The sequence below is a fragment of the Xanthomonas sp. F4 genome (assembly GCF_011761895.1).
The window spans coordinates 169,535-188,434 of the sequence record NZ_JAASQX010000007.1 but is presented as its reverse complement, the minus strand read 5'-3'; the positions used below and the strand labels follow the sequence as shown (position 1 = coordinate 188,434).

Annotated in this window: 19 protein-coding genes and 1 other RNA gene; 4 read left to right on the top strand and 16 right to left on the bottom strand. The window is 70.5% G+C overall.

The features are described from left to right. Positions 1-5: 5 nt before the first annotated feature. On the bottom strand, positions 6-623 hold the full coding sequence (locus FHR66_RS18820) for an HAD-IA family hydrolase (protein WP_160965462.1): 618 nt from the start codon (positions 621-623) through the stop codon (positions 6-8). A 260-nt stretch (positions 624-883) separates the two neighbouring features. Between FHR66_RS18820 and azu the strand changes: the two genes are divergently transcribed. Then, complete coding sequence (gene azu / locus FHR66_RS18815; RefSeq protein WP_184447448.1) at positions 884-1,315, top strand: azurin; 432 nt, start codon at positions 884-886, stop codon at positions 1,313-1,315. A gap of 73 nt (positions 1,316-1,388) precedes the next feature. Here the strand turns inward: azu and hemL are convergent, their stop codons facing one another. Continuing rightward, on the bottom strand, positions 1,389-2,681 hold the full coding sequence (hemL, locus tag FHR66_RS18810) for a glutamate-1-semialdehyde 2,1-aminomutase (RefSeq protein ID WP_160965334.1): 1,293 nt from the start codon (positions 2,679-2,681) through the stop codon (positions 1,389-1,391). Positions 2,682-3,703: 1,022 nt separating this feature from the next. Continuing rightward, positions 3,704-4,327 (bottom strand): thiamine phosphate synthase, encoded by a 624-nt coding sequence (gene thiE / locus FHR66_RS18805; protein ID WP_160965336.1) that lies wholly within the window; start codon positions 4,325-4,327, stop codon positions 3,704-3,706. Between the two features lie 72 nt (positions 4,328-4,399). On the opposite strand from thiE, the gene FHR66_RS18800 reads away from it, so the two are divergent. Next, positions 4,400-4,591, top strand: a complete 192-nt coding sequence (locus tag FHR66_RS18800) for a rubredoxin (RefSeq protein WP_160965338.1) — start codon at positions 4,400-4,402, stop codon at positions 4,589-4,591. Positions 4,592-4,779: 188 nt separating this feature from the next. Here FHR66_RS18800 and FHR66_RS18795 read toward each other — a convergent pair whose 3' ends face one another. The 10 genes from FHR66_RS18795 to FHR66_RS18750 all read right to left on the bottom strand — a co-directional run bounded on the left by FHR66_RS18795 (position 4,780) and on the right by FHR66_RS18750 (position 12,411). Then, positions 4,780-5,694 carry a SirB1 family protein gene (locus tag FHR66_RS18795; RefSeq protein ID WP_425612942.1) on the bottom strand — a complete coding sequence of 305 codons (915 nt, stop codon included), beginning with the start codon at positions 5,692-5,694 and terminating at the stop codon, positions 4,780-4,782. Positions 5,695-5,743: 49 nt separating this feature from the next. Further along, the gene (locus FHR66_RS18790; RefSeq protein WP_160965342.1) at positions 5,744-6,196 is read right to left on the bottom strand and encodes a DUF192 domain-containing protein; all 453 of its coding nucleotides are present in this window, start codon (positions 6,194-6,196) and stop codon (positions 5,744-5,746) included. A 157-nt stretch (positions 6,197-6,353) separates the two neighbouring features. Beyond that, on the bottom strand, positions 6,354-7,001 hold the full coding sequence (gene rpiA / locus FHR66_RS18785; protein WP_160965344.1) for a ribose-5-phosphate isomerase RpiA: 648 nt from the start codon (positions 6,999-7,001) through the stop codon (positions 6,354-6,356). A 101-nt stretch (positions 7,002-7,102) separates the two neighbouring features. Then, complete coding sequence (locus FHR66_RS18780; RefSeq protein WP_017915860.1) at positions 7,103-7,573, bottom strand: EVE domain-containing protein; 471 nt, start codon at positions 7,571-7,573, stop codon at positions 7,103-7,105. Then, positions 7,570-8,163 (bottom strand): 5-formyltetrahydrofolate cyclo-ligase, encoded by a 594-nt coding sequence (locus FHR66_RS18775; protein ID WP_160965346.1) that lies wholly within the window; start codon positions 8,161-8,163, stop codon positions 7,570-7,572. Before FHR66_RS18775 ends, FHR66_RS18780 begins: the two co-directional genes overlap by 4 nt. 264 nt (positions 8,164-8,427) lie before the next feature. Continuing rightward, positions 8,428-9,207 carry an acyl-CoA thioesterase gene (locus FHR66_RS18770; protein ID WP_167088030.1) on the bottom strand — a complete coding sequence of 260 codons (780 nt, stop codon included), beginning with the start codon at positions 9,205-9,207 and terminating at the stop codon, positions 8,428-8,430. Between the two features lie 158 nt (positions 9,208-9,365). Further along, a non-coding RNA gene (gene ssrS, locus FHR66_RS18765) (6S RNA) lies at positions 9,366-9,550 on the bottom strand. A gap of 98 nt (positions 9,551-9,648) precedes the next feature. After that, positions 9,649-9,942, bottom strand: a complete 294-nt coding sequence (locus FHR66_RS18760; RefSeq protein ID WP_048491763.1) for a cell division protein ZapA — start codon at positions 9,940-9,942, stop codon at positions 9,649-9,651. Next, positions 9,939-10,160 (bottom strand): TIGR02449 family protein, encoded by a 222-nt coding sequence (locus tag FHR66_RS18755; RefSeq protein ID WP_160965350.1) that lies wholly within the window; start codon positions 10,158-10,160, stop codon positions 9,939-9,941. The genes FHR66_RS18760 and FHR66_RS18755 overlap by 4 nt, the downstream gene beginning before the upstream one ends. Positions 10,161-10,227: 67 nt before the next feature. Beyond that, positions 10,228-12,411, bottom strand: coding sequence for a putative bifunctional diguanylate cyclase/phosphodiesterase (locus FHR66_RS18750; RefSeq protein ID WP_184447447.1), 2,184 nt, complete (start codon positions 12,409-12,411; stop codon positions 10,228-10,230). 210 nt (positions 12,412-12,621) lie between these two features. Between FHR66_RS18750 and FHR66_RS18745 the strand changes: the two genes are divergently transcribed. Beyond that, entirely contained in the window at positions 12,622-13,167 is a 546-nt protein-coding gene (locus FHR66_RS18745; RefSeq protein ID WP_160965354.1) for a YecA/YgfB family protein, read from the top strand. Next, a complete protein-coding gene (locus tag FHR66_RS18740) occupies positions 13,167-14,513 on the top strand; it encodes an aminopeptidase P N-terminal domain-containing protein (RefSeq protein WP_160965356.1) in 1,347 nt (448 codons plus the stop codon). The genes FHR66_RS18745 and FHR66_RS18740 overlap by 1 nt, the downstream gene beginning before the upstream one ends. 134 nt (positions 14,514-14,647) lie before the next feature. Here FHR66_RS18740 and pepQ read toward each other — a convergent pair whose 3' ends face one another. The 3 genes from pepQ to FHR66_RS18725 all read right to left on the bottom strand — a co-directional run bounded on the left by pepQ (position 14,648) and on the right by FHR66_RS18725 (position 18,900). After that, positions 14,648-15,973 (bottom strand): Xaa-Pro dipeptidase, encoded by a 1,326-nt coding sequence (gene pepQ / locus FHR66_RS18735; protein ID WP_160965358.1) that lies wholly within the window; start codon positions 15,971-15,973, stop codon positions 14,648-14,650. Positions 15,974-16,222: 249 nt separating this feature from the next. Further along, a complete protein-coding gene (locus tag FHR66_RS18730) occupies positions 16,223-16,564 on the bottom strand; it encodes a PilZ domain-containing protein (RefSeq protein ID WP_160965360.1) in 342 nt (113 codons plus the stop codon). Next, positions 16,561-18,900 carry a DUF1631 domain-containing protein gene (locus FHR66_RS18725; RefSeq protein ID WP_167088028.1) on the bottom strand — a complete coding sequence of 780 codons (2,340 nt, stop codon included), beginning with the start codon at positions 18,898-18,900 and terminating at the stop codon, positions 16,561-16,563. The genes FHR66_RS18730 and FHR66_RS18725 overlap by 4 nt, the downstream gene beginning before the upstream one ends.

Below are 18,900 nucleotides of genomic sequence, written 5' to 3'. Positions count from 1 at the left end.
CCGGTTCACCCCAGCCCGTGCCGCGCCAGCGCGCGGCGCAGGGCACGCGTGCCGCTGGCGGTTTCCGCGGCCATGCCGATCGCGCGGGCGCCGCGCACGTTGACGAACAGGTCGTCGATGAACAGCGCCTGCCGCGGGGCGACGCCGAAGTGCGCCAGCGCCTGTCGGTACACCGCGGCATCCGGCTTGCGCCCGCCCAGGCTGCCGCTGCACAGCACGCGCCCGTGCAGCAGCGGGAACAGCGCCGGCACGATCTGTGGCATCGCCTGCGCCATCAGCGCGCCGTTGTTGGTCAGCACGCCGATGGCCAGGCGTTCGGCCAGCGCCAGCACCTGCGCGACCACGCCGGCATCGGCGCGGCTGGCCGCCACGCGCGCGGCGATCCAGGCGTCCACGTCCACGGCAGCGCCCAGGCCTTCGCTCAGCCGCTGCAGGTAGGCCGCAGTGTCCAGTTCGCCACCGTCGTAGGCGGTCTCCAGCCCGGAACCGAACAGGACCTCGCGCACCTGCGCGGCCTCGCAGCGACAGTGCGCGGCCAGCGCGGCGATGCGTGCAGCACGCGTGTAGTTCGCCAGCACGCCATCGAAATCGAGCAGCAGCAGCGCCGGCTGCGCGCGGATCATGGCGGACATGGGTGGGCCTGCGAAAGTGGTGGCAAGCGCCATGGGCGCGGCGCGTCATCTGCGCAGATCGAGCTGCGTCTCGCGGTCATCGCCGCGCGCCGTGGTGCGTGCCGATGATGCAACGCGCCATCGCTTGTCGTTGACAAGCCATCGCGGGCCGGCGGACAGTCGGGGCACGCCGCCGCGCGCGCGACCTGCCGCGGCGCAATGTCGTTTTTCTTGCCGAGGAATCCACCTTGAACACCAAGTTTCCGTCCCTGCTGCTCGTCCTTGCCGGCCTCGCGTTCGCACCTGCCGCCTGGGCCAAGACCTGCGCGGTGACCATCACCGGCACCGACCAGATGTCCTTCGACCAGACCCAGATCAAGGTCGCGGCCGATTGCACCGAGGTGGCGGTGACGCTCAAGCACAGCGGCAAGCTCGCCGCCGCGGTGATGGGCCACAACTGGGTGCTGACCAAGACGCCGGATTTCCAGGCGGTGGCCAATGCCGGCACCAGTTCCAGCCTGGCCGACAACTACCTGCCCAAGAACGATCCGCGGATCATCGCCCACACCAAGGTGATCGGCGCGGGGCAGTCGGACACGGTCAAGTTCTCCACCGCCAAGCTGAGCAAGGGCGGCGACTACACCTTCTTCTGCTCGTTCCCGGGGCACTGGGCGATGATGAAGGGCAAGTTCGTGTTCGGCTGATCCAGCGTAGCGGCGCTGCGCCGGCCATCGGCGTAGCGCGTTGTCGTTGTGCAATAGCCGCTGCGCCGGCATCTCAGCCGGCGGCGACCACCGCGAACGCCTCGCGCGCCGCGGCCAGGGTGGCCTCCAGCACGTCCTGGTCGTGCGCACTGGAGACGAAGCCGGCCTCGTAGGCCGATGGCGCCAGGAACACGCCGCGCTCGAGCATCGCGTGGAAGAAGCGGTTGAACGCGGCGGTGTCGCAGGCGGTGGCCTGCGCATAGGTCTCGACTTTCTCGGTGGTGAAGAACAGCCCGAACATGGCCCCGACTTGGTTGGTGGTGACCGCCACGCCGGCCGCCGCCGCGGCGGCTTCCAGGCCGGCGCACAGCTGCGCGGTGGCCGCGTCCAGGCGCTGGTGGAAGCCCGGCGCCTGGATCAGCTCCAGCATCGCCAGCCCCGCGGCCATCGCCACCGGATTGCCGCTGAGCGTGCCGGCCTGGTAGATCGGCCCGGACGGCGCCACCTGCCGCATCAGCTCGGCGCGCCCGCCATAGGCGCCCACCGGCATGCCGCCACCGATGATCTTGCCGAAGGTGGTCAGGTCCGGCGTCACCCCGTAGTGCGCCTGCGCACCGCCCAGGGCGACGCGGAAACCGGTCATTACTTCGTCGAAGATCAGCAGTGCGCCGTGCTGCGTGCACAGGTCGCGCAGGTGCTGCAGATAGCCCGGACGCGGCGGAATGCAGTTGGCGTTGCCGACGACGGGCTCGATGATGACCGCAGCGATCTCCTGGCCGATCCGTTCGAACAGTTCGGTGGCGCCCTCGGCATCGTTGTAGGCCAGGGTGGCGGTGAGTTCGCTCAGGCCCGCCGGCACGCCCGGCGAGGTCGGCACGCCCAGGGTCAGCATGCCGCTGCCGGCCTTGACCAGGAACGAGTCGCCATGCCCGTGGTAGCAGCCTTCGAACTTGACGATGCGGTTGCGCCCGGTGGCGCCGCGCGCCAGCCGCACCGCGGACAGCGTGGCCTCAGTGCCGGAGTTGACCATGCGCACCATCTCGCAGGACGGCACCAGCCGGGTGATGGTCTGCGCCATCGTCACCTCGGCCGGGCACGGCGCGCCGAACGACAGCCCATCGCCGATCGCGTGCTGCACCGCTTCGCGCACCGCCGGATGGTTGTGCCCGGCGATCATCGGCCCCCACGAGCCCACGTAGTCGATGTAGCGGTTGCCGTCGACGTCGTACAGGTACGCGCCATCGGCGCGCTGCACGAAGAACGGCTCGCCGCCCACCGACTTGAAGGCGCGCACCGGCGAATTGACGCCGCCGGGAATCAGCGACTGCGCTTGGGTGAACAGGGCGTGCGAGCGGGAATGGTTCATGAGCGGGAATCCTTGGCGATGCTGGCCCGGCCGATCGGCCTGGCGCGGAGCGAGGCGGTCTATTGTCGCGGCTGCCGCCGACATGCGCCATGTTGCCGACCCGTCGCGGCCGGTGCTGCGCCGTGATCTGCTGCCTGCAATCGAGCAGCGCTAGCCCCTCTCCCGTCGGGAGAGGGGTTGGGGTGAGGGTCCGGCGCGCAGCGACTTGCGATGTTTGGGGGCATGAGGCTGCGCCCGCACCCTCATCCGCCCCTTCGGGGCACCTTCTCCCGGTGGGAGAAGGGAGAGGCCAAAGCCCCTCTCCCGCCGGGAGAGGGGTTGGGGTGAGGGTCCGGCGCGAAGCGGCTCGCGATGTTTGGGTACACGAGGCTGCGCCCGGACCCTCATCCGCCCCTGCGGGGTACCTTCTCCCGGTGGGAGAAGGGAGAGGCCATAGCCCCTCTCCCGCCGGGAGAGGGGTTGGGGAGAGGGCCCGGCGCGAAGCGGCTCGCGATGTTTGGGTGTACGAGGCTGCGCCCGGACCCTCATCCGCCCCTTCGGGGCACCTTCTCCCGGTGGGAGAAGGGAGAAGCCAAAGCCCCTCTCCCGCCGGGAAGGGGTTGGGGTGAGGGTCCTGCGCGCAGCGGCTCGCGATGTTTGGGTGCAGGAGGCTGCGCCCGTACCCTCATCCGCCCCTGCGGGGCACCTTCTCCCGGTGGGAGAAGGGAGAAGCCAAAGCCCCTCTCCTGTCGGGAGAGGGGTTGGAGTGAGGGTCCGGCGCGCAGCGACTTGCGATGTTTGGGTGCACGAGGCTGCGCCCGAACCCTCATCCGCCCCTGCGGGGCACCTTCTCCCGGTGGGAGAAGGGAGAAGCCAAAGCCCCTCTCCCGTCGGGAGAGGGGTTGGGGTGAGGGTCCGGCGCGCAGCGACTTGCGATGTTTGGGTGCACGAGGCTGCGCCCGGCCCCTCATCCGCCCCTGCGGGGCACCTTCCCCCGAAAAGGGGGCCATGGTCCCGGTGGGAGAAGGAAAGGCGCTGCCACCTCAGTCGAAGCAGGCGCGGTACGCCGCCAGCGCCACGCGCGGGTCGGGCGCATCGAATACGCCGCTGATCACCGCCAGCAGGTCGGCGCCGGTCGCGACCAGCGGGCGTGCGTTCTCCGGGGTCAGGCCGCCGATCGCCACGCGCGGCAGGCCCAGTGCCGCCGCTTCGCGCAGCAGGTCGGGCGCGGCGCGGCGCGTGGTGACCTTGCTGCGGGTGGGGAAGAATGCGCCGAAGGCGACATAGCTGGCGCCGGCCGCCGCGGCGCTGCGGGCAAGGGCCAGGTCGTCGTAACAGGACGCACCGATCAACGCCTGCGGTCCCAACGCGGCGCGCGCAGCGGCCAGGTCGCCGTCGTCCTCGCCCAGGTGCACGCCGGCCGCACCCACCGCCTGCGCCAGCGCGACGTCGTCGTTGACGATCAGCGGCACCCCTGCCTGCGCGCACAGCGCCTGCAGCGCTGCCGCCTGATCCCGCCGCTGCGCCGCGTCGGCGCGCTTGTTGCGGTACTGCAGCCAGGTCACGCCCTGGTCCAGCAGCGGCGTCACCCGCGCAAGCAGGCGCGCGCCATCGGCCTCGTCGGGGGTGATCAGGTACACGCCGCGCGGCGCCGGGGATGCGTTCATGGCCAAGCCTTCCGATGCGTCGGCGGCGATGGGACAATGCCGTTCCGTCCGACTGTGACCTGCGATTATCCAATGAGCGACGCCACCGCCACCACCTATCGCACCTGGATGTGCGTCGTCTGCGGGTTCATCTACAACGAGGCCGACGGCCTGCCGGAAGAAGGCATCGCTCCTGGCACCCGCTGGGAAGACGTGCCCGACACCTGGACCTGCCCGGATTGCGGCGTGACCAAGGACGATTTCGAAATGGTGGAGATGGATTGAGCGCTGGGAATGGGGAGTCGGGATTGGGGAGTCGCAAGAGCGGCTGCGGCGTGACCTGACGCGTCGCTGAGCGACGCTGCTTTCTCTTGAGGGCTTCCAGGCTGAAGATGCTCAGGACGACTTGCACATAGCGGATGGCCGCTCTTGCGAATCCCCAATCCCGACTCCCGACTCCCGAATCCCCGCCGTCAATGCATCCGCTGCGCGCGGGCGCTCAGCTCCACCAGGCGTTCGCGGATCGGCAGCGCGTCGGAGGCCTCGGGGTTCAGTTGCAGGTAGCGGCCCAGGTCGCGGCGCGCGCCGGGCACGTAGTCCATCTGCAGGTAGGCCATGCCGCGGTCGCGCAGGGCTTCGGGTTGGTCCGGCATCAGCTTGAGCACGCGGTCGGCGCTGCGCGCGGCGCGGTCCCACTCGTCGCGTTCGGCATACAGGCCATGCAGGTTGCGCAGGACCCGGGCGAGGATCGCGCGGTGCGGCGCCGGGTCCAGGATCTGCAGCAGGGCACGGTCGTCCGGGCTTTCGCCGCCCATGTGCGGCCGCGCGCGCTCGCGCAACTCCTCCACCGCCAACGGGCGACCACCGTTGAACGGGTCCATCACCAGTAGCCCGTCGTCCACCGGCAAGCGCACCAGGAAATGCCCGGGGAAGGACACGCCGTCGAGCGGGATGTCCAGGCGCCGCGCCACTTCCATCTGCACCAGCGCCAGCGAGATCGGGTTGCCCAGGCGCCGCTCGAACACCTGGTTCATGTAGCTGTTGCGCGGGTCGTAATACTCGTCGTGGTTGCCGCTATAGCCCAGTTCTTCGAACAGGTGGCGATTGATCGCCGCCATCTTCAGCGGCCACTGCTCGATCATCGCCACCTCGTGCCGCAGGTGGTCGGCGTGGCTCTGCGCCAGGGTGTCGTAATGGGCGGCATCCAGCTCCGGATACTCGTCGCGGGCGATCAGCAGGGCGGTCGCCAGCAGCGGCAGGGCATCGTCGTCCAGAGCGGCCAGGGTATTCCAGCTCGGCAATGTCAATCGGGCGGCCATGGCCCAAGACTGGCGGCAAAGCCGGGCCCGATCAAGTCCGGCGGTTCCCGACAGCGGTGTCGGGTTCAGCGCCGTTGTCGCGGGATCTTTTCCCGACCCGGGCCGACGCGTCGGGCGATCAGCGGCCCTGCGGAATCCCGGGGCCGAAGCGCAGTTCGGTGCCGTCCTGCAGCTTCAACTGCTCGGCCTGGCCGGCGTTGAGTTCGAGCACGTAGCGCGCCGGCGCGTTGCTGGGGTAGGGCGGGCAGGCGTCGCCGGCCGAGCACGGCGGCACGTCGCGCTGCTGCGCCACCAGCTTGCGCTGGTTGTCGAAGTACAGGATGTCCAGCGGGATCTTGGTGTTCTTCATCCAGTACGCCTGCGGTTCCTCGCGGTCGTGGATGAACAGCATGCCGTGGTCGGCTTCCATCTGATCGCGGAACATCAGCCCGCGCGCGCGGGTCGCATCGTTCTGCGCCAGTTCCACGTCGTAGCGGTGTCCGCCCAGTTCCACCCAATGGTCGCCGCCGGCACTGGCGCAGCCGCTGAGGGCGAGCAGGAGAAGGACGCAGCAAGCGCGAATGAGGGACATGGCAGGGCCGGGGCGAGGAGGACAGCGCGCACCTTGTTGCATGGTGCGTGACGAGTCAAGAGAGCGGGGATTGGGGAGTCGGGATTGGGGATTCGTAAAAGCCGAGATCCTGCCTTTGCGAATCCCCAATCCCGACTCCCCAATCCCGCCGCGCGTCCTACAGGACGCGCGGAGGCTCGCCGCCGACGATCACCACGTCGGCCGGGCGGCGCGCGAACAGGCCGACGCAGACCACGCCGGGGATCTGGTTCAGTTCGCGCTCCAGCGCCACCGGGTCGGTGATCGAAAGGTGGTGCACGTCCAGCACCACGTTGCCGTTGTCGGTGATCACGCCGTCGCGCCACACCGACTGGCCGCCGGTGCGCGCCAGGATCTCGCGGGCGACCAGGCTGCGCGCCATCGGGATCACCTCGATCGGCAGCGGGAACGCGCCCAGGGTCTGCACCTGCTTGCTGGGGTCGACGATGCAGATGAAGCGCTCGCTGGCCTCGGCGATGATCTTCTCGCGGGTCAGCGCCGCGCCGCCCCCCTTGATCAGGCACTTGTTCGGATCGCACTCGTCGGCGCCGTCCACGTACAGCGACAGGTTGCCGGTGTGGTTCAGCTCCAGCACCTCGATGCCGTGCTGGCGCAGGCGCGCGGTACTTTGCTCGGAACTGGACACCGCACCCTTGATGCGGTGGCCGATGCGGCCCAGCGCGTCGATGAAATAGGCGACGGTGGAGCCGGTGCCGACGCCGACGATCATCCCGTCCTGGACGTAGTCGATGGCTTTCTCGGCGGCAAGGCGTTTGGCTTCTGACATTTGGAGAGCTCGGGAGTGGGGATTCGGGATTGGAGATTCGTGAAAAGCGGGTCGGCGGATGGGGACCGGGCGAATCCCGAATCCCAAATCCCGAATCCCGGCTACTCGAGCGACAGCAGCAGCTTCCACTGCGCGGCGCTGACCGGGAACACCGACAGGCGATTGCCGCGGGCGACCAGCGGGAAGCCCTCGCCCAGCGCGTCGGCGTGCTGCTTGATCTCGTCCAGCGCGATGGTGCGCGCCAGCTTGCGCTCGAACGCCACGTCCACCAGGTACCAGCGCGGCTGTTCCGGGGTGGCCTTGGGGTCGTGGTAGTCGGAGGACGGGTCGAACTGGGTGGCGTCGGGATAGGCCTGGCTGGCCACGCGCGCCACGCCGACGATGCCCGGCACCTTGCAGTTGGAGTGGTAGAACAGGATGCCGTCGCCGACCTTCATGCCGTCGCGCATGAAGTTGCGCGCCTGGTAGTTGCGCACGCCGTTCCAGGGTTCGGTGCCGACCCGCTGCAGGTCGTCGATCGAGAAGGCGTCCGGTTCGGACTTCATCAGCCAATAGCGGGTGCGTGCGGTCATGCGGGGGAATCGTGCGCGGTCGACAGGGTGAGGGATTCGGTGCAGACCGCGTCCAGCGCCACGTCCCAGGCCGCGAGCGGCAAGGCCGCGACCTGCTGTGCGTCGAAGGCGGCCCCGACCAGCCAGGGCGGCGGCGCCTGCCGCTGGCGGAAAGCGAAGCTGCGATCATACCAGCCGCCCCCCATGCCCAGGCGCCCGCCGGCGGCATCGAAGCCCACCAGCGGCGCCACCACCAGCGCCATCTGTGCCGGCGCCAGGGTCGCGGCCGGGTCGACGTCGGGTTCGGGAATGCCGTAGCGGTTGGCCCGCAGCGGCTGCCCGGGGCGCCACGGCGCGAAACGCAGGGTGGCGCCGCTGAGCATCGGCAGGCAGTACTGCACCGTGTCCGGCAACGACAGTTGCCAGCGGTGCAGCGCGATCTCCCCGTCCATTGCCCAATAGCCGCCGACATGGCCGTGCTGCGGCGCGAACGGCAGGTCCAGCAAGCGCTGCGCCAGCGCGTCGGCGGCGGCCAGGCGTACAGGCGCCGAGAGCGCGCGGCGGCGGGCGCGCAGATCCTGGCGCAGGGAGTCGCGGTCGTCGGCAGTCATCGGGCAGGCGGAGCGAGGGAGGGCGCTATTGTCGGCGCCAGCGCACACCCTGACCAGGGTGGGGCCTCCATCTCCGAGTACGCCGCGCTGGATCCGCCAGGCCCAACCCGAAGAGCTGCGGTCGCGCGGGTCCACGGCCGCGTCATCGCGCGGGCGTGGACGGACGTCCACATTCTCGCGCTTCCTTGCCGCAGGCATACGCAATCGCGGTGCGGCGCGGCATGCCAGGAGGACAGGTCCTGGGCGCGGCCGCCGCTGCCGCGATCACGCGTAGAGCGCCACCGTCTGCCTGCCCCATAGCACCAGCCGCCCGGCCGTGTCCCAGATCTGCATGTCCTGTAGCGAGTAGCCGTCCTCGGCATGGCGGCTGGCCGAACGCAGCAGGAACCAGTCGCCGGCGCTGGCCGGCTGCGGGAAGTCCAGGCTCCAGGTCATCGAGCTGACCGGCGCCGGCTCGGTGAAGCAGGTCATCGCGGCGGGCGGCAGGCAGTCGCCCAGCGCGACCAGGGCCACGCTCGGGTCCACGCCGCCGGGGTCGCGATGGCGCGCCCAGACCAGCAATTCCGGGTCGGCCGCGGCGGACAGCGGCAGCGCGCCGCCGGCCAGGCGCATGTCGAAGTTGGCGACGAAGGCCGGGGTCGCCGCGCTGTCGGCGATCGGCGTCGCCGCGTCGGGGCCGACCACCGCCGGCCGCGCCGGCAGGAAGTCGTGGGCGATGCGGCTGGCGCGCGGCTGCGCGAACAGCAGCGCCGCGCGCAAGGCGACCTGCCCGTCCGCCAGGCAATCAACGCCCACCGAAGTGGCGGACTTGCCCTGGCGCAGCACCTGCGCATCGAAGCGCAGGGTGCCATCGGCCGGGCCGACGAACCCGATATGCGCCGACTTCAGCGGCGGCAACGTCGACGGCGCCGTGCGCAACGCGGTCTGCAGCGCCAGCGCCGCGGACAGGCCGCCGAAGGCGGTACGGCCTTGCCGCCAGCTGGCGGGGACGTCGAATCCCGCGGCGGGGTCGAAGCTTTCGAGGATCTGGGCGAGCGTCGGCAATCCGGGATCTCCGTGGTGGGTGCACCAGTATCCCGGGTTTCGGTCGGCGCGAGAACGCGTGGCGCCTGCGCTGCGTCGGCGACGACGCGGGTGGACGCGCACGTGGCGGACGTACAAAAAGGAAACGGCGCCTTGCGGCGCCGCTTCCTGGAAAAATTGCATTCTCCGCCGTGACGATGCGTGCGAAACGACCTTGAACCCGGGGTTCAAGTGGGATGGCTGGAGAATCATCGGGCTTCCCGCTACGAGGCGGACCTGCACTCCCGATTCCGTCGCCACCCCGTGGTCGTCATTAAGGGACAAGGCGAATGTTTGCACACGCTGTCGTTCACAGCAGAGAACGCAAGTGGAGTATAGCGCCGTGATCGCGCTTGGCTAGTCCGTTCGTCGGTCCTTCGGTGCGTTGCAATTCACGTTGATGATCGCAACGCCAATGACGGATCAGCGTGTCGTATCGACGACGCTGTCCAGGCGCCGATTGAGATCGGCGAGTGTGCGCGCCATCTCGCGGTCGCGCTTTGCCTGTTCGTCGCGCAGTTGCTGCAACTCGTGCGCCAGGTTCAGCGCCGCCAGGACGGCGACGCGATCCACGGCGGCCATGCGGTTGCTGCCGCGCACCTCGCGCATCTTCGCGTCGAGCAGGCGCGCGGCGGCGAGCAGGCCGTCGCGCTCCTCGGCCTCGACGCCGACGGTGTATTCGCGGTCGAGGATGCGGACGCTGACCGGTTCGCTCACGTGTGCTGCTCCAGGGACTTCAATCGGGCGATCATCGCTTCCACGCGCGAGCGCGCCTGTTCGTTCTTGGTCAGCAACTGCGAGCGCTCGCCGATCAGCTGTTCCTGCTGCTGGCGCAGGCTGCGGTTCTCGTCGGACAGGCGCTGGCAGCGCTCGACCAGCGTTTCCACGCGCGCGGCAATGGCGCGAAGCTCGGCGAGGGTGTCAGGGCTGTCCATGGCGCTCACGATAGGCATGCGCCCGAGGGGCGGTCAAGACGCCGCGCGGCGGCGCCATGGCCGGCGCTCAGGCAGGCAGCCGCAACGGTTGCTGCAACAGGCGCAGGCAGGCGTCCGGCTCCAGCGCCGGCGCCACCAGGTGGCCCTGGATCTCGTCGCAGCCATGCGCGCGCAGGAACGCCAGCTGCCCGGCGTCTTCGACGCCCTCGGCCACCACTTTCAATGCCAGCGAGTGGCCCATCGCGATGATGGTGCTGGTGATGGCCTCGTCGTCCGGGTCGCGGGTGAGGTCGCCGATGAATTCCTGGTCGATCTTCAAGGTGTTGATCGGCAGGCGCTTCAGGTAGGCCAGCGACGAATAGCCGGTGCCGAAGTCGTCGATCGCCAGGGTCAGCCCCAGCGCGCGGCAGGCGCGCAGCAGCTCGGCGTTCTTGCCGACCTGCGACATCACCACGCTCTCGGTCAGTTCCAGTTCGATGTTGGCGGCCGGCACGCCGGTCTCGGCGAGGATCTCGGCCATCAGGTCCGGCAGGTTGCCGCGCTCGAGCTGGATCGCCGAGACGTTCACCGACATGCACAGGTCGGTCAACCCCATCCGCCGCCAGTCGCGCAGCGCGCTGCAGGCCTGGCGCAGCACCCATTCGCCGATCTCCAGGATCAGCCCGGTCTCCTCGGCCAGCGGGATGAACTGGCTGGGCGAGATCGGCCCGAAATCGGCGCTGTGCCAGCGCAGCAGCGCTTCCACGCCGACCACCCGCTGCGTGCGCAGCGAGTAGCGCGGTTGGTAGACCAGCTTCAGTTCCTGGTCCAGCGGGATCTTGCGCAGCGTGCTGGCCAGGGTGGCGCGGTGGCGCGTGGCCTCGTCCATGCGCGCCGAATACACCTGGGCGTTGCGGCGCCCGGCAGCCTTGGCCTGGTACATGGCGGTGTCGGCGTGCTTGAGCAGTTCGCTCGGCAGCAGCGCGTGTTGTGGGAACAGCGAAATGCCGATGGAGGTGGAGACCGCGACGTCGGGGCGTTCGTCCAGCCGCAGCGGCGCCTCGAACGCGGCCAGCACGCGTGCGGCCACCGCCTCGGCCTCGCCCTGGCTGACGATGTCCTCGACCACCACGGTGAATTCGTCGCCGGCCAGGCGCGCCACCGTGTGCTGCGGCCCCACCGCCTGCTGCAGGCGTTCGGCCACGGCGCGCAGGACGCGGTCGCCGACCGCGTGGCCGAGCGAGTCGTTGATGTCCTTGAAGCGGTCCAGGTCCAGGAACAGCACCGCGACCGAACCGGCCTGGCGCCGCGCCCGCACGATCGCCCGTGCCAGGCGCTCGGACAGCAGCGCGCGGTTGGGCAGGCTGGTCAGCGTGTCGTAGTTGGCCAGGTAGCGCAGTTCCTGCTCGGCGCGCTTCTGTTCGGTGATGTCTTCCAGCACCACCACCTGGAAGCTCTGGCGGCCGTCCGCGTCGACCACGGTATTGCGGCGCAGGTGGCAGAGGATCTCCTGGCCGTCCTTGCGCCGCTTCCAGGCCTCGCCGCGCCAGTGCCGGCCGTGGTCGGCCACCGGCGCCGCCGGCGTTTCCGGTGCGTGGTCGATCAGCGCCATCGGTTGGCCCAGCACCTCGCGCTCGCTGTAGCCGGTGATGCGGGTGAAGGCCGGGTTGACCGAGATGAAGCGGCGGTCCTCGTCGAGCACGGCGACCGCCTCGCCCATGCTGCGCAGCACTTCGGCGGCGATGCGCCGTTCCAGGTCGGCCTGGCGGTGCGAGGTGATGTCGCGCGCGGTGCCGGCGAGCCGGCGCGGTGCGCCGCTGGCGTCGTAGTCGACCACGCGGCCGCGCACCCGCGCCCAGTGCCAGACCCCGTCGCCGGCCAGGTCCACCCGGTACTCGGCGGTGTAGATCGCGGTCAGGCCCTGCAGGTGTTCCTGCAGCACCTGCCGCGCCTGTTCCATGTCGTCGGGATGGATGCGCAACGGCTCGTTCTCGCGGATCACCAGGCCGATGTCCTGCGCGTGCGGCGTGGCCTCGTCGGCGCGCATCAGCCGCAGCGTGCGCTGTTGCAGGTCGTAATCCCAGAAGTGCTCGCCCGAGGCCCACAGCGCCAGCTTCAGGTGCTGGTCGCGCTGCTGCAGTTGCGCATGCCGTTGCAACTGCTCGCGCAGGCGCCGCCGCGAACGCAGCGCGGACAGCGCCAGCAGGGTGCCCGCCGCCAGCGCGGCGATGGCCGCCAGCGGCCACGCGGCCAGCAGCGTTTCGCCAACCAGGGCGAGGCCGGTCCCTTCCGCAGCTCCTGCAGCAACGTGCTCCAATGGCATGGCGGAAAGTGACTTCTGTCAAAGAACGGGTGGTGGAGTGTAGGCGCGTGCCGGAAGCCTCCACAAGCGGCGGCGCACACGCGATTGCTACACTGCGCAGTCCCGATTCCGCTGCGGGCCTCGACAGGCCGGCGGCCAGCGCCCGACAGGCTTCGCTCCATGACTGAACTTCCCACTGCCGACCAGATCGCCGATGCCAGCCGGACGCTTGGCCTGGCTGCGTCGGCGGCCGAACTGCACGGCGGCCTGTGCGGCTGGCTGGCCGGCGGCGGCGCCGAGTTGCCGGCATGGCCGGCGGCCGTGCTCGCCGACGCCAGCATCGCCGCGCCACGCCCCGGCGACGCACTGGATCGCCTGCGCGAGGCCACGACTGCGCAACTGAACGACCGCGATTTCGGCTTCGACCTGGTGCTGGCCGATGCCGGCGCGCCGTTGCCCGAGCGGGCCGACGCGCTGTTCGACTGGTGCCGCGGCTTTCTCGGCGGCTTCGGCCTGGCCGCAGGGGCCGCGCCGCCGCTGTCCGAGGAAGGCCAGGAAGCGCTGCAGGACGTGGCGCGGCTGGCCCAGGCCAGCGCCGACGATTTCGACAGCGGCGACGAGGACGAGGACGCGTTGGCCGAGATCGAGGAGTTCGTGCGCGTGGCGGTGCTGCTGCTGCACAGCGACTGCGTGCTCGGCCCGCGCCACCGGCAGCGCCTGAACTGATGAAGCGGCTCACCGGGATTTCCTCCGGCGAGTACGCGCGCCGGCGCCGGCAGCTGATGGACATGGCCGGCGAGCAGGCCATCCTGGTGTTGCCGAGCGCGCCGGAGCGGGTGCGTAGCCACGACACGCACTACCCGTACCGGCAGGATTCGGACTTCTGGTACCTGTGCGGCTTCCCCGAACCGGATGCGGTGCTGGTGCTGGTGCCCGGGCGCCGTCATGGCGAGGCGCTGCTGTTCTGCCGCGAACGCGATCCCGAACGCGAAGCCTGGGACGGCCCGCGGGCGGGCCAGGACGGCGCGGTCGAGCGCTACGGCATGGACGATGCCTATCCGATCGACGACCTCGACGAGATCCTGCCGGGTCTGCTGGAAGGCCGCTCGCGGGTCTATTACCACTTCGGCCGCGACGTCGATTTCGACCTGAAGCTGATCGGCTGGGTCAAGCGCGTGCGCGAGCAGGTGCGGCACGGCGCGCAGCCGCCGCACGAGTTTCTGGAACTGGGCCACCTGCTGCACGAGCAGCGCCTGTTCAAGTCGCGCGACGAGATCGCGCTGATGCAGGTGGCCGCCGACCTGAGCGTGGCCGGGCATCGCGCGGCGATGCGGCTGGCGCGGCCCGGCATGCACGAATACCAACTGCAGGCTGAGATCGAGCGCGAGTTTCGCGCCGGCGACGCCTGGCCGGCCTACGGCAGCATCGTCGGCAGCGGCCACAACGCCTGCGTGCTGCACTACCGCGCCAACGCCGCGCGCCTGCGCGACGGCGAGCTGGTGCTGGTCGACGCCGGTGCCGAATACCGCGGCTATGCCGCCGACATCACCCGCACGTTCCCGGCCAACGGCCGCTTCAGCGCCGAACAGCGCGCGCTGCACGACCTGGTCGGTGCCGCGCACGCCGCCGCGCTGGCGCAGGCGCGCCCGGGCGTGGCCTACGAGGCCGGGCACCTGGCCGCAGTGCAGACCCTGACCGAGGGCCTGCTGCGGCTGGGCCTGCTCAAGGGCAGCCTGGAGCAGAACCTGGCCAGCGGCGACTACCGGCGTTTCTACCGGCACAAGACCGGGCACTGGCTGGGCCTGGACGTGCACGACGTCGGCGACTACCGGCTGGCCGGCGAATCGCGCCTGCTCGAGCCGGGCATGGTGTTCACCATCGAGCCCGGCCTGTACGTGTCGCCGGACGATAAGGACGTGGACCCGAAGTGGCGCGGCATCGGCATCCGCACCGAGGACGACGTGTTGATCACCGACGACGGCCACCGCGTGCTCACCGATGCGCTGGCGCGCAGCGCCGAGGAGATCGAGGCCTTGATGGCTGGGGAGCCGGGATTGGGGATTCGGGATTAGGGATGAGGTAACCGCGGCGGCTGGCGCGCGGGCTGATCATCCTGAAGAAGAGCGGGTGCAGCCTCGCCTCGCGGCACGGCATTGCGCGCACTGGCAAATCCCCAATCGCGATTCCCCAATCCCGCGGCGGCGGCTCAGGCCGCCGCCGCAAACACCGGCCGCGTCAGGTTCTCGGGTGCGTCCTCGGTGCACACCACCTCGTCCTCGATGCGGATGCCACCGTAGGGTTTGAACTGCTCCACCCGCGCCCAGTCGACGCTGTTGCCGTGGCCGGCCTGCTTGAGCTCGTCCAGCAGCATGTCGATGAAGTACAGGCCCGGCTCGATCGTCACCACCATGCCCGGTTCCAGGGTGCGGGTCATGCGCAGGTAGGGGTGGCCGTCGGGGCGTTCGATGCGGCCGCCGCGGTCGCTGGCGGCGAAGCCGGCGACGTCGTGCACCTGCAGGCCGATCGGGTGGCCCAGGCCATGCGGGAAGAACGCGGCGCTGACGCCGGTGGCGACCGCCGCTTCCGGCGACACGGTGAGCACGCCGGCATCCTTGAGCACGCCCATCAGCGCCAGGTGCGCATCCAGGTGCAATTGCCGATAGTCGACGCCGGCACGCACGTTCTGCCCCATGCGCTGCTGCGCGGCGTCCACCGCGTCGATCAGCGCCTGGAACTCGCTGCCGGGATCGGCGGCGTAGGTGCGGGTGATGTCGCTGGCGTAGCCGTGCGCGGAGGCGCCGGCGTCGATCAGGAAGCTGTGCAGCGGCGTCGGCGCCTGCCGCTGCAGTTCGGTGTAGTGCAGCACGGCGGCGTGCTCGTTCAATGCCACGATGTTGCCGTACGGCAGTTCGTTCGCGTCCTGCCCGACTGCTGCACAGTAGGCCATGTGGATCTCGAACTCGCTGCGGCCGTCGCGGAACGCGGCCTCGGCCGCGCGATGGCCGCGCACCGCCGACTGCTGCGCCTGGCGCATCAGCGCCAGTTCGTAGGGCGTCTTGTAGGCGCGGTGGTACTCCAGGTAGTGCAACACGCCTTCCGGGTTGTTCGGCACGTAGTCGCCCAGGGCGCTCTGCGGCTCGCCCAGGATCGCGCTGCGTGCGGCATCCGGCAGTCGCGCCAGCGCCTCGTCCGGGGTGCGGATCAGGTGGATGTCGCAGTGCTCCACCCACCAGCCGCTGGGCGCGTCCGGCACCACGTGCCAGTAGTCGCGCGGCTGGTGGAAGATCACCTGCGGCCGGTGCCCGGGCGTGTACACCAGCCAGCTGTTCGGCACCCGGGTCAGCGGCAGCCAGGCCTTGAACTGCGGGTTCACCGCGAACGGATAGTCGCGATCGTCGAATACCTGGTAGTGCAGGCTGCCGCTGGGGACGACCAGGTGGTCGAAGCCGCCGCGCGCCAGGGCCTCGTCGGCGCGTCGGGTCAGGGTGCGCAGGTGGTCGGCATACAGGGCGCTTGGGTCGTGCTGGGGCATGGCGGTGGCTCGTTCGGCGATGCGGAAACGGGGGCGCCAAGTGTGCCGGAAACGGTGCGGACGTGCGGACACGCGTGTGTGGCATGCGCATGCATGCGGCGATGCGAAGCTGCGTTGGCGACGTGGCGGTCTTTGCCGATTCCGTCGGATCTTCCTTGCGTCAGATCGCGCAATGGGCGCGCATGGCCGTCGTAGCAGCGGTTGATCCCGCAAAAGGCGACAAGAGCCGCTGCGACGAGGTTGACCTCGTTAGCCGCCGGGGGCCGAGTTGATCCACTGCCGCAACAGATCGCGATGCGCAGCGGAAATGGTCAGGAAGCGGAAGCCGGCCCAGGCCTGGCCGGGTGCGTGCGAAGGTTCGCTCCACAACAGGTGCGCGCCGACGTCGATCTGCACCTCGCGGTCGGCGTGCGGCATCGCGAAGCGCAACTGGTACAGCGCGTCCTCGTGCAGCGGCGCCGAGGCCAGCAACAGCATGCCGTGTTCGGACACATTGCCGAGGCGGCCGACCACGGCGTCTTCCATCAGGTCCAGCACCGGCACCATCTCCGGAACCTGGCGACGCGGCGAGCGGCGGGCGTCGACGCTCATGCGTTCTCCATTGTGTCGTCGGCCGCGGGGGCGCCGGCCAGGGTGCGCAGTGCGCGGACCGCGGCCTGCCAGGCGCGATCGATCAGACGGGCACGGTCTTCGCTGACGATGCGGGCCTGGCCCTGCGCCAGCAAGCGCGCCAGTCCATCGAGGGTGTGTTCGGCGGCCTTCTGTCCACGCTGGTTGACGAACAGCGCGCGATCGGTGATCGGGCTGTACCAGGACAGGCGCTGCCGTTTCAGGTCGCCCTGCTGGTTGATGACGAATTCGAACCAGGTGCCGAACGCCAGCGTACGCAGCCGCGCATACGCGGCCTGTTCGGCCTCGGTGCGTGGCGGCAGCGACGGCCGCTCGCCGTCCTCGCCCTGCTCGCCGAGGCGGGTGTGCGCCTTCAGCCGCATGCTGAGTTCGGTGCGCGAGGTGGTGGCGTCGGCGCCGCCGGGCGTGGACAGGCGGCGGGCGATGGCTTCGGCTTCCTGCTGGTGGTAGCCCACCTGCAGCAGCGCCTGGCCCACGCGCTCGGCGAGGTCAGCATCGGAGGCGCCTTCGCTGCGGCAGGTGACCTCGGCGATGCGCTCGGCCAGGCCGATACGCTCGCGCCAGGTCTCCGAGTCCTCGCCCTGGCGCAGCAGGGTCAGCACCAGCACGTCGGACCAGGCCTGCTGCAGCAGGGTCTGCACGAAGCCGGGCGGTTGCCGGGCGGTGCACAGCGCGTCCAGGGTGGCGGCCGCGGTCTGCTTGGCCAGTTCCAGCCGTTCCTTGCCGCGCGCGGCCTCGACGTGCCGGCGTTCGGCGATCTCGGCCTTGTGCGCCAGGTTGCGTTGCTGCGCCTGGATGTCCTGGTGGGCCTGTTCGAAGACGACCGCGTCGCCTTCGTACTCCTCGACCACGCGGTCCACCGCCTGGTTGAGCTTGAGCAGCAGCGTCGGATCGCTGTCCTCTTCGCCCAGCCAGGTCGCGCCCGATTCGGCGACGGCGTTGAGCAACTCCCGCGCCGGGTGCTGGCTGCGTGCGAAGAACGCCGGATCCTGCAGCGCGGCGCGCACCAGCGGTACCTGCAGGCGTTCCAGCAGCGCCGCGGCCGGCGCGTCAGGACGCACCTCGCGTTCGATCTCGCCATACAGCAGGCCGAGCAGGTCGAAGGTGTCGGCCTGCTGCGCGGCCAGCGTCGCCTGCGCGCCGTGGGTGGCGCGCAGCGTCTGCAGCAGGGCGGTCTGCACGTCGCGCAGGTGGCGGCGGCTACGCAGCCCGCCAAGGGTGCTGTGGGCCGGCGGTTGCCCCTGCAGTTCGCCCAGCGCCTCCAGCAGGCTGGCGGTCGGAACCGGAGCCGTGCCGGCGGCGCTCGCCGGCAGCGGCGGAAGCGTGGCGGCCCCGGCGGTCATCGCCGCGGACGCGCCGGGTGCGGCATGCGCGCGCGCGGCCGTCAGCAACTGGCGCAGCGTGGCCAGATCCGGGCCGCTGGCGGCCGGCTCGGCGGCAGCGGCCGCCGATGCGGTGCCCATGCCGGGCATGGCCTGGCCGGGGGCGGGGCCGTGCCCCCGGGGTCCGCTTGCGGCAGGGGCCGGATCGGCGCCTGCGGGCATGCGCGCGACGCGGCGCGCGCCCGGCTCCACGCTGGTGCTGCGTGCCACGTAGGGCAGGTAGATCAGGCCAGGCAGCACTCCGGCGTGGGTGAGCATGCCGTTGGCCCGTTCCACGATTTCGCCGTAGCGCGACAGCACCTGGCGTTCGAAAGCGCGGTACAGCGCCAGTTGCGTGTCCAGGCCCAGTCCCAGCGCTTGGCCGGCGTCGCGCAGCAGCCGGCACAGCGCATGCGGGCCCGGCGGCAATTGCTCGATCTCGAAGGCCGGCCGCGCCGCCAGCACGCCGAAGCGCTGGCCGAGCAGTTGCAGCGGGATGTTGCAGCGGGTGGCCTCGCGGCGGGCGATCTCGTGCAGCACGATGTCGCGGTCGATATCCATGTCGGCGACCAGGGTCAGCATCTGCGCGGCGGCGCCGGCCCTGGCCGCGCGCGGTGCGGCGGCCGGTGCCGCCGGGCTGCGGATGCCGGCCAGCTCGGCTTCCAGGTGCGCCCGATAGAACGGCGCGAAGCGCGCGCGCTGCGCGCGCAGGCGCTGCGCCTCCTGGTAGATGTCCTGCTGCACCTGGCCGTTGCGGGCGCGCTCGGCCTGCTCGAACAGGGTCTGCTCCAGGTCGTCCAGGGTCGCCTGTAACGGCCCCTCCAGGGACTGCCACAGCAGGTCGTTCAGGCCCAGCAGGAGATCGCGCACGCGCGCCGGCAGGGCGGCGCTGGCAAGCGTCGCCGGCGGGGCCGACAGGGTCGCAGACACGGGCAT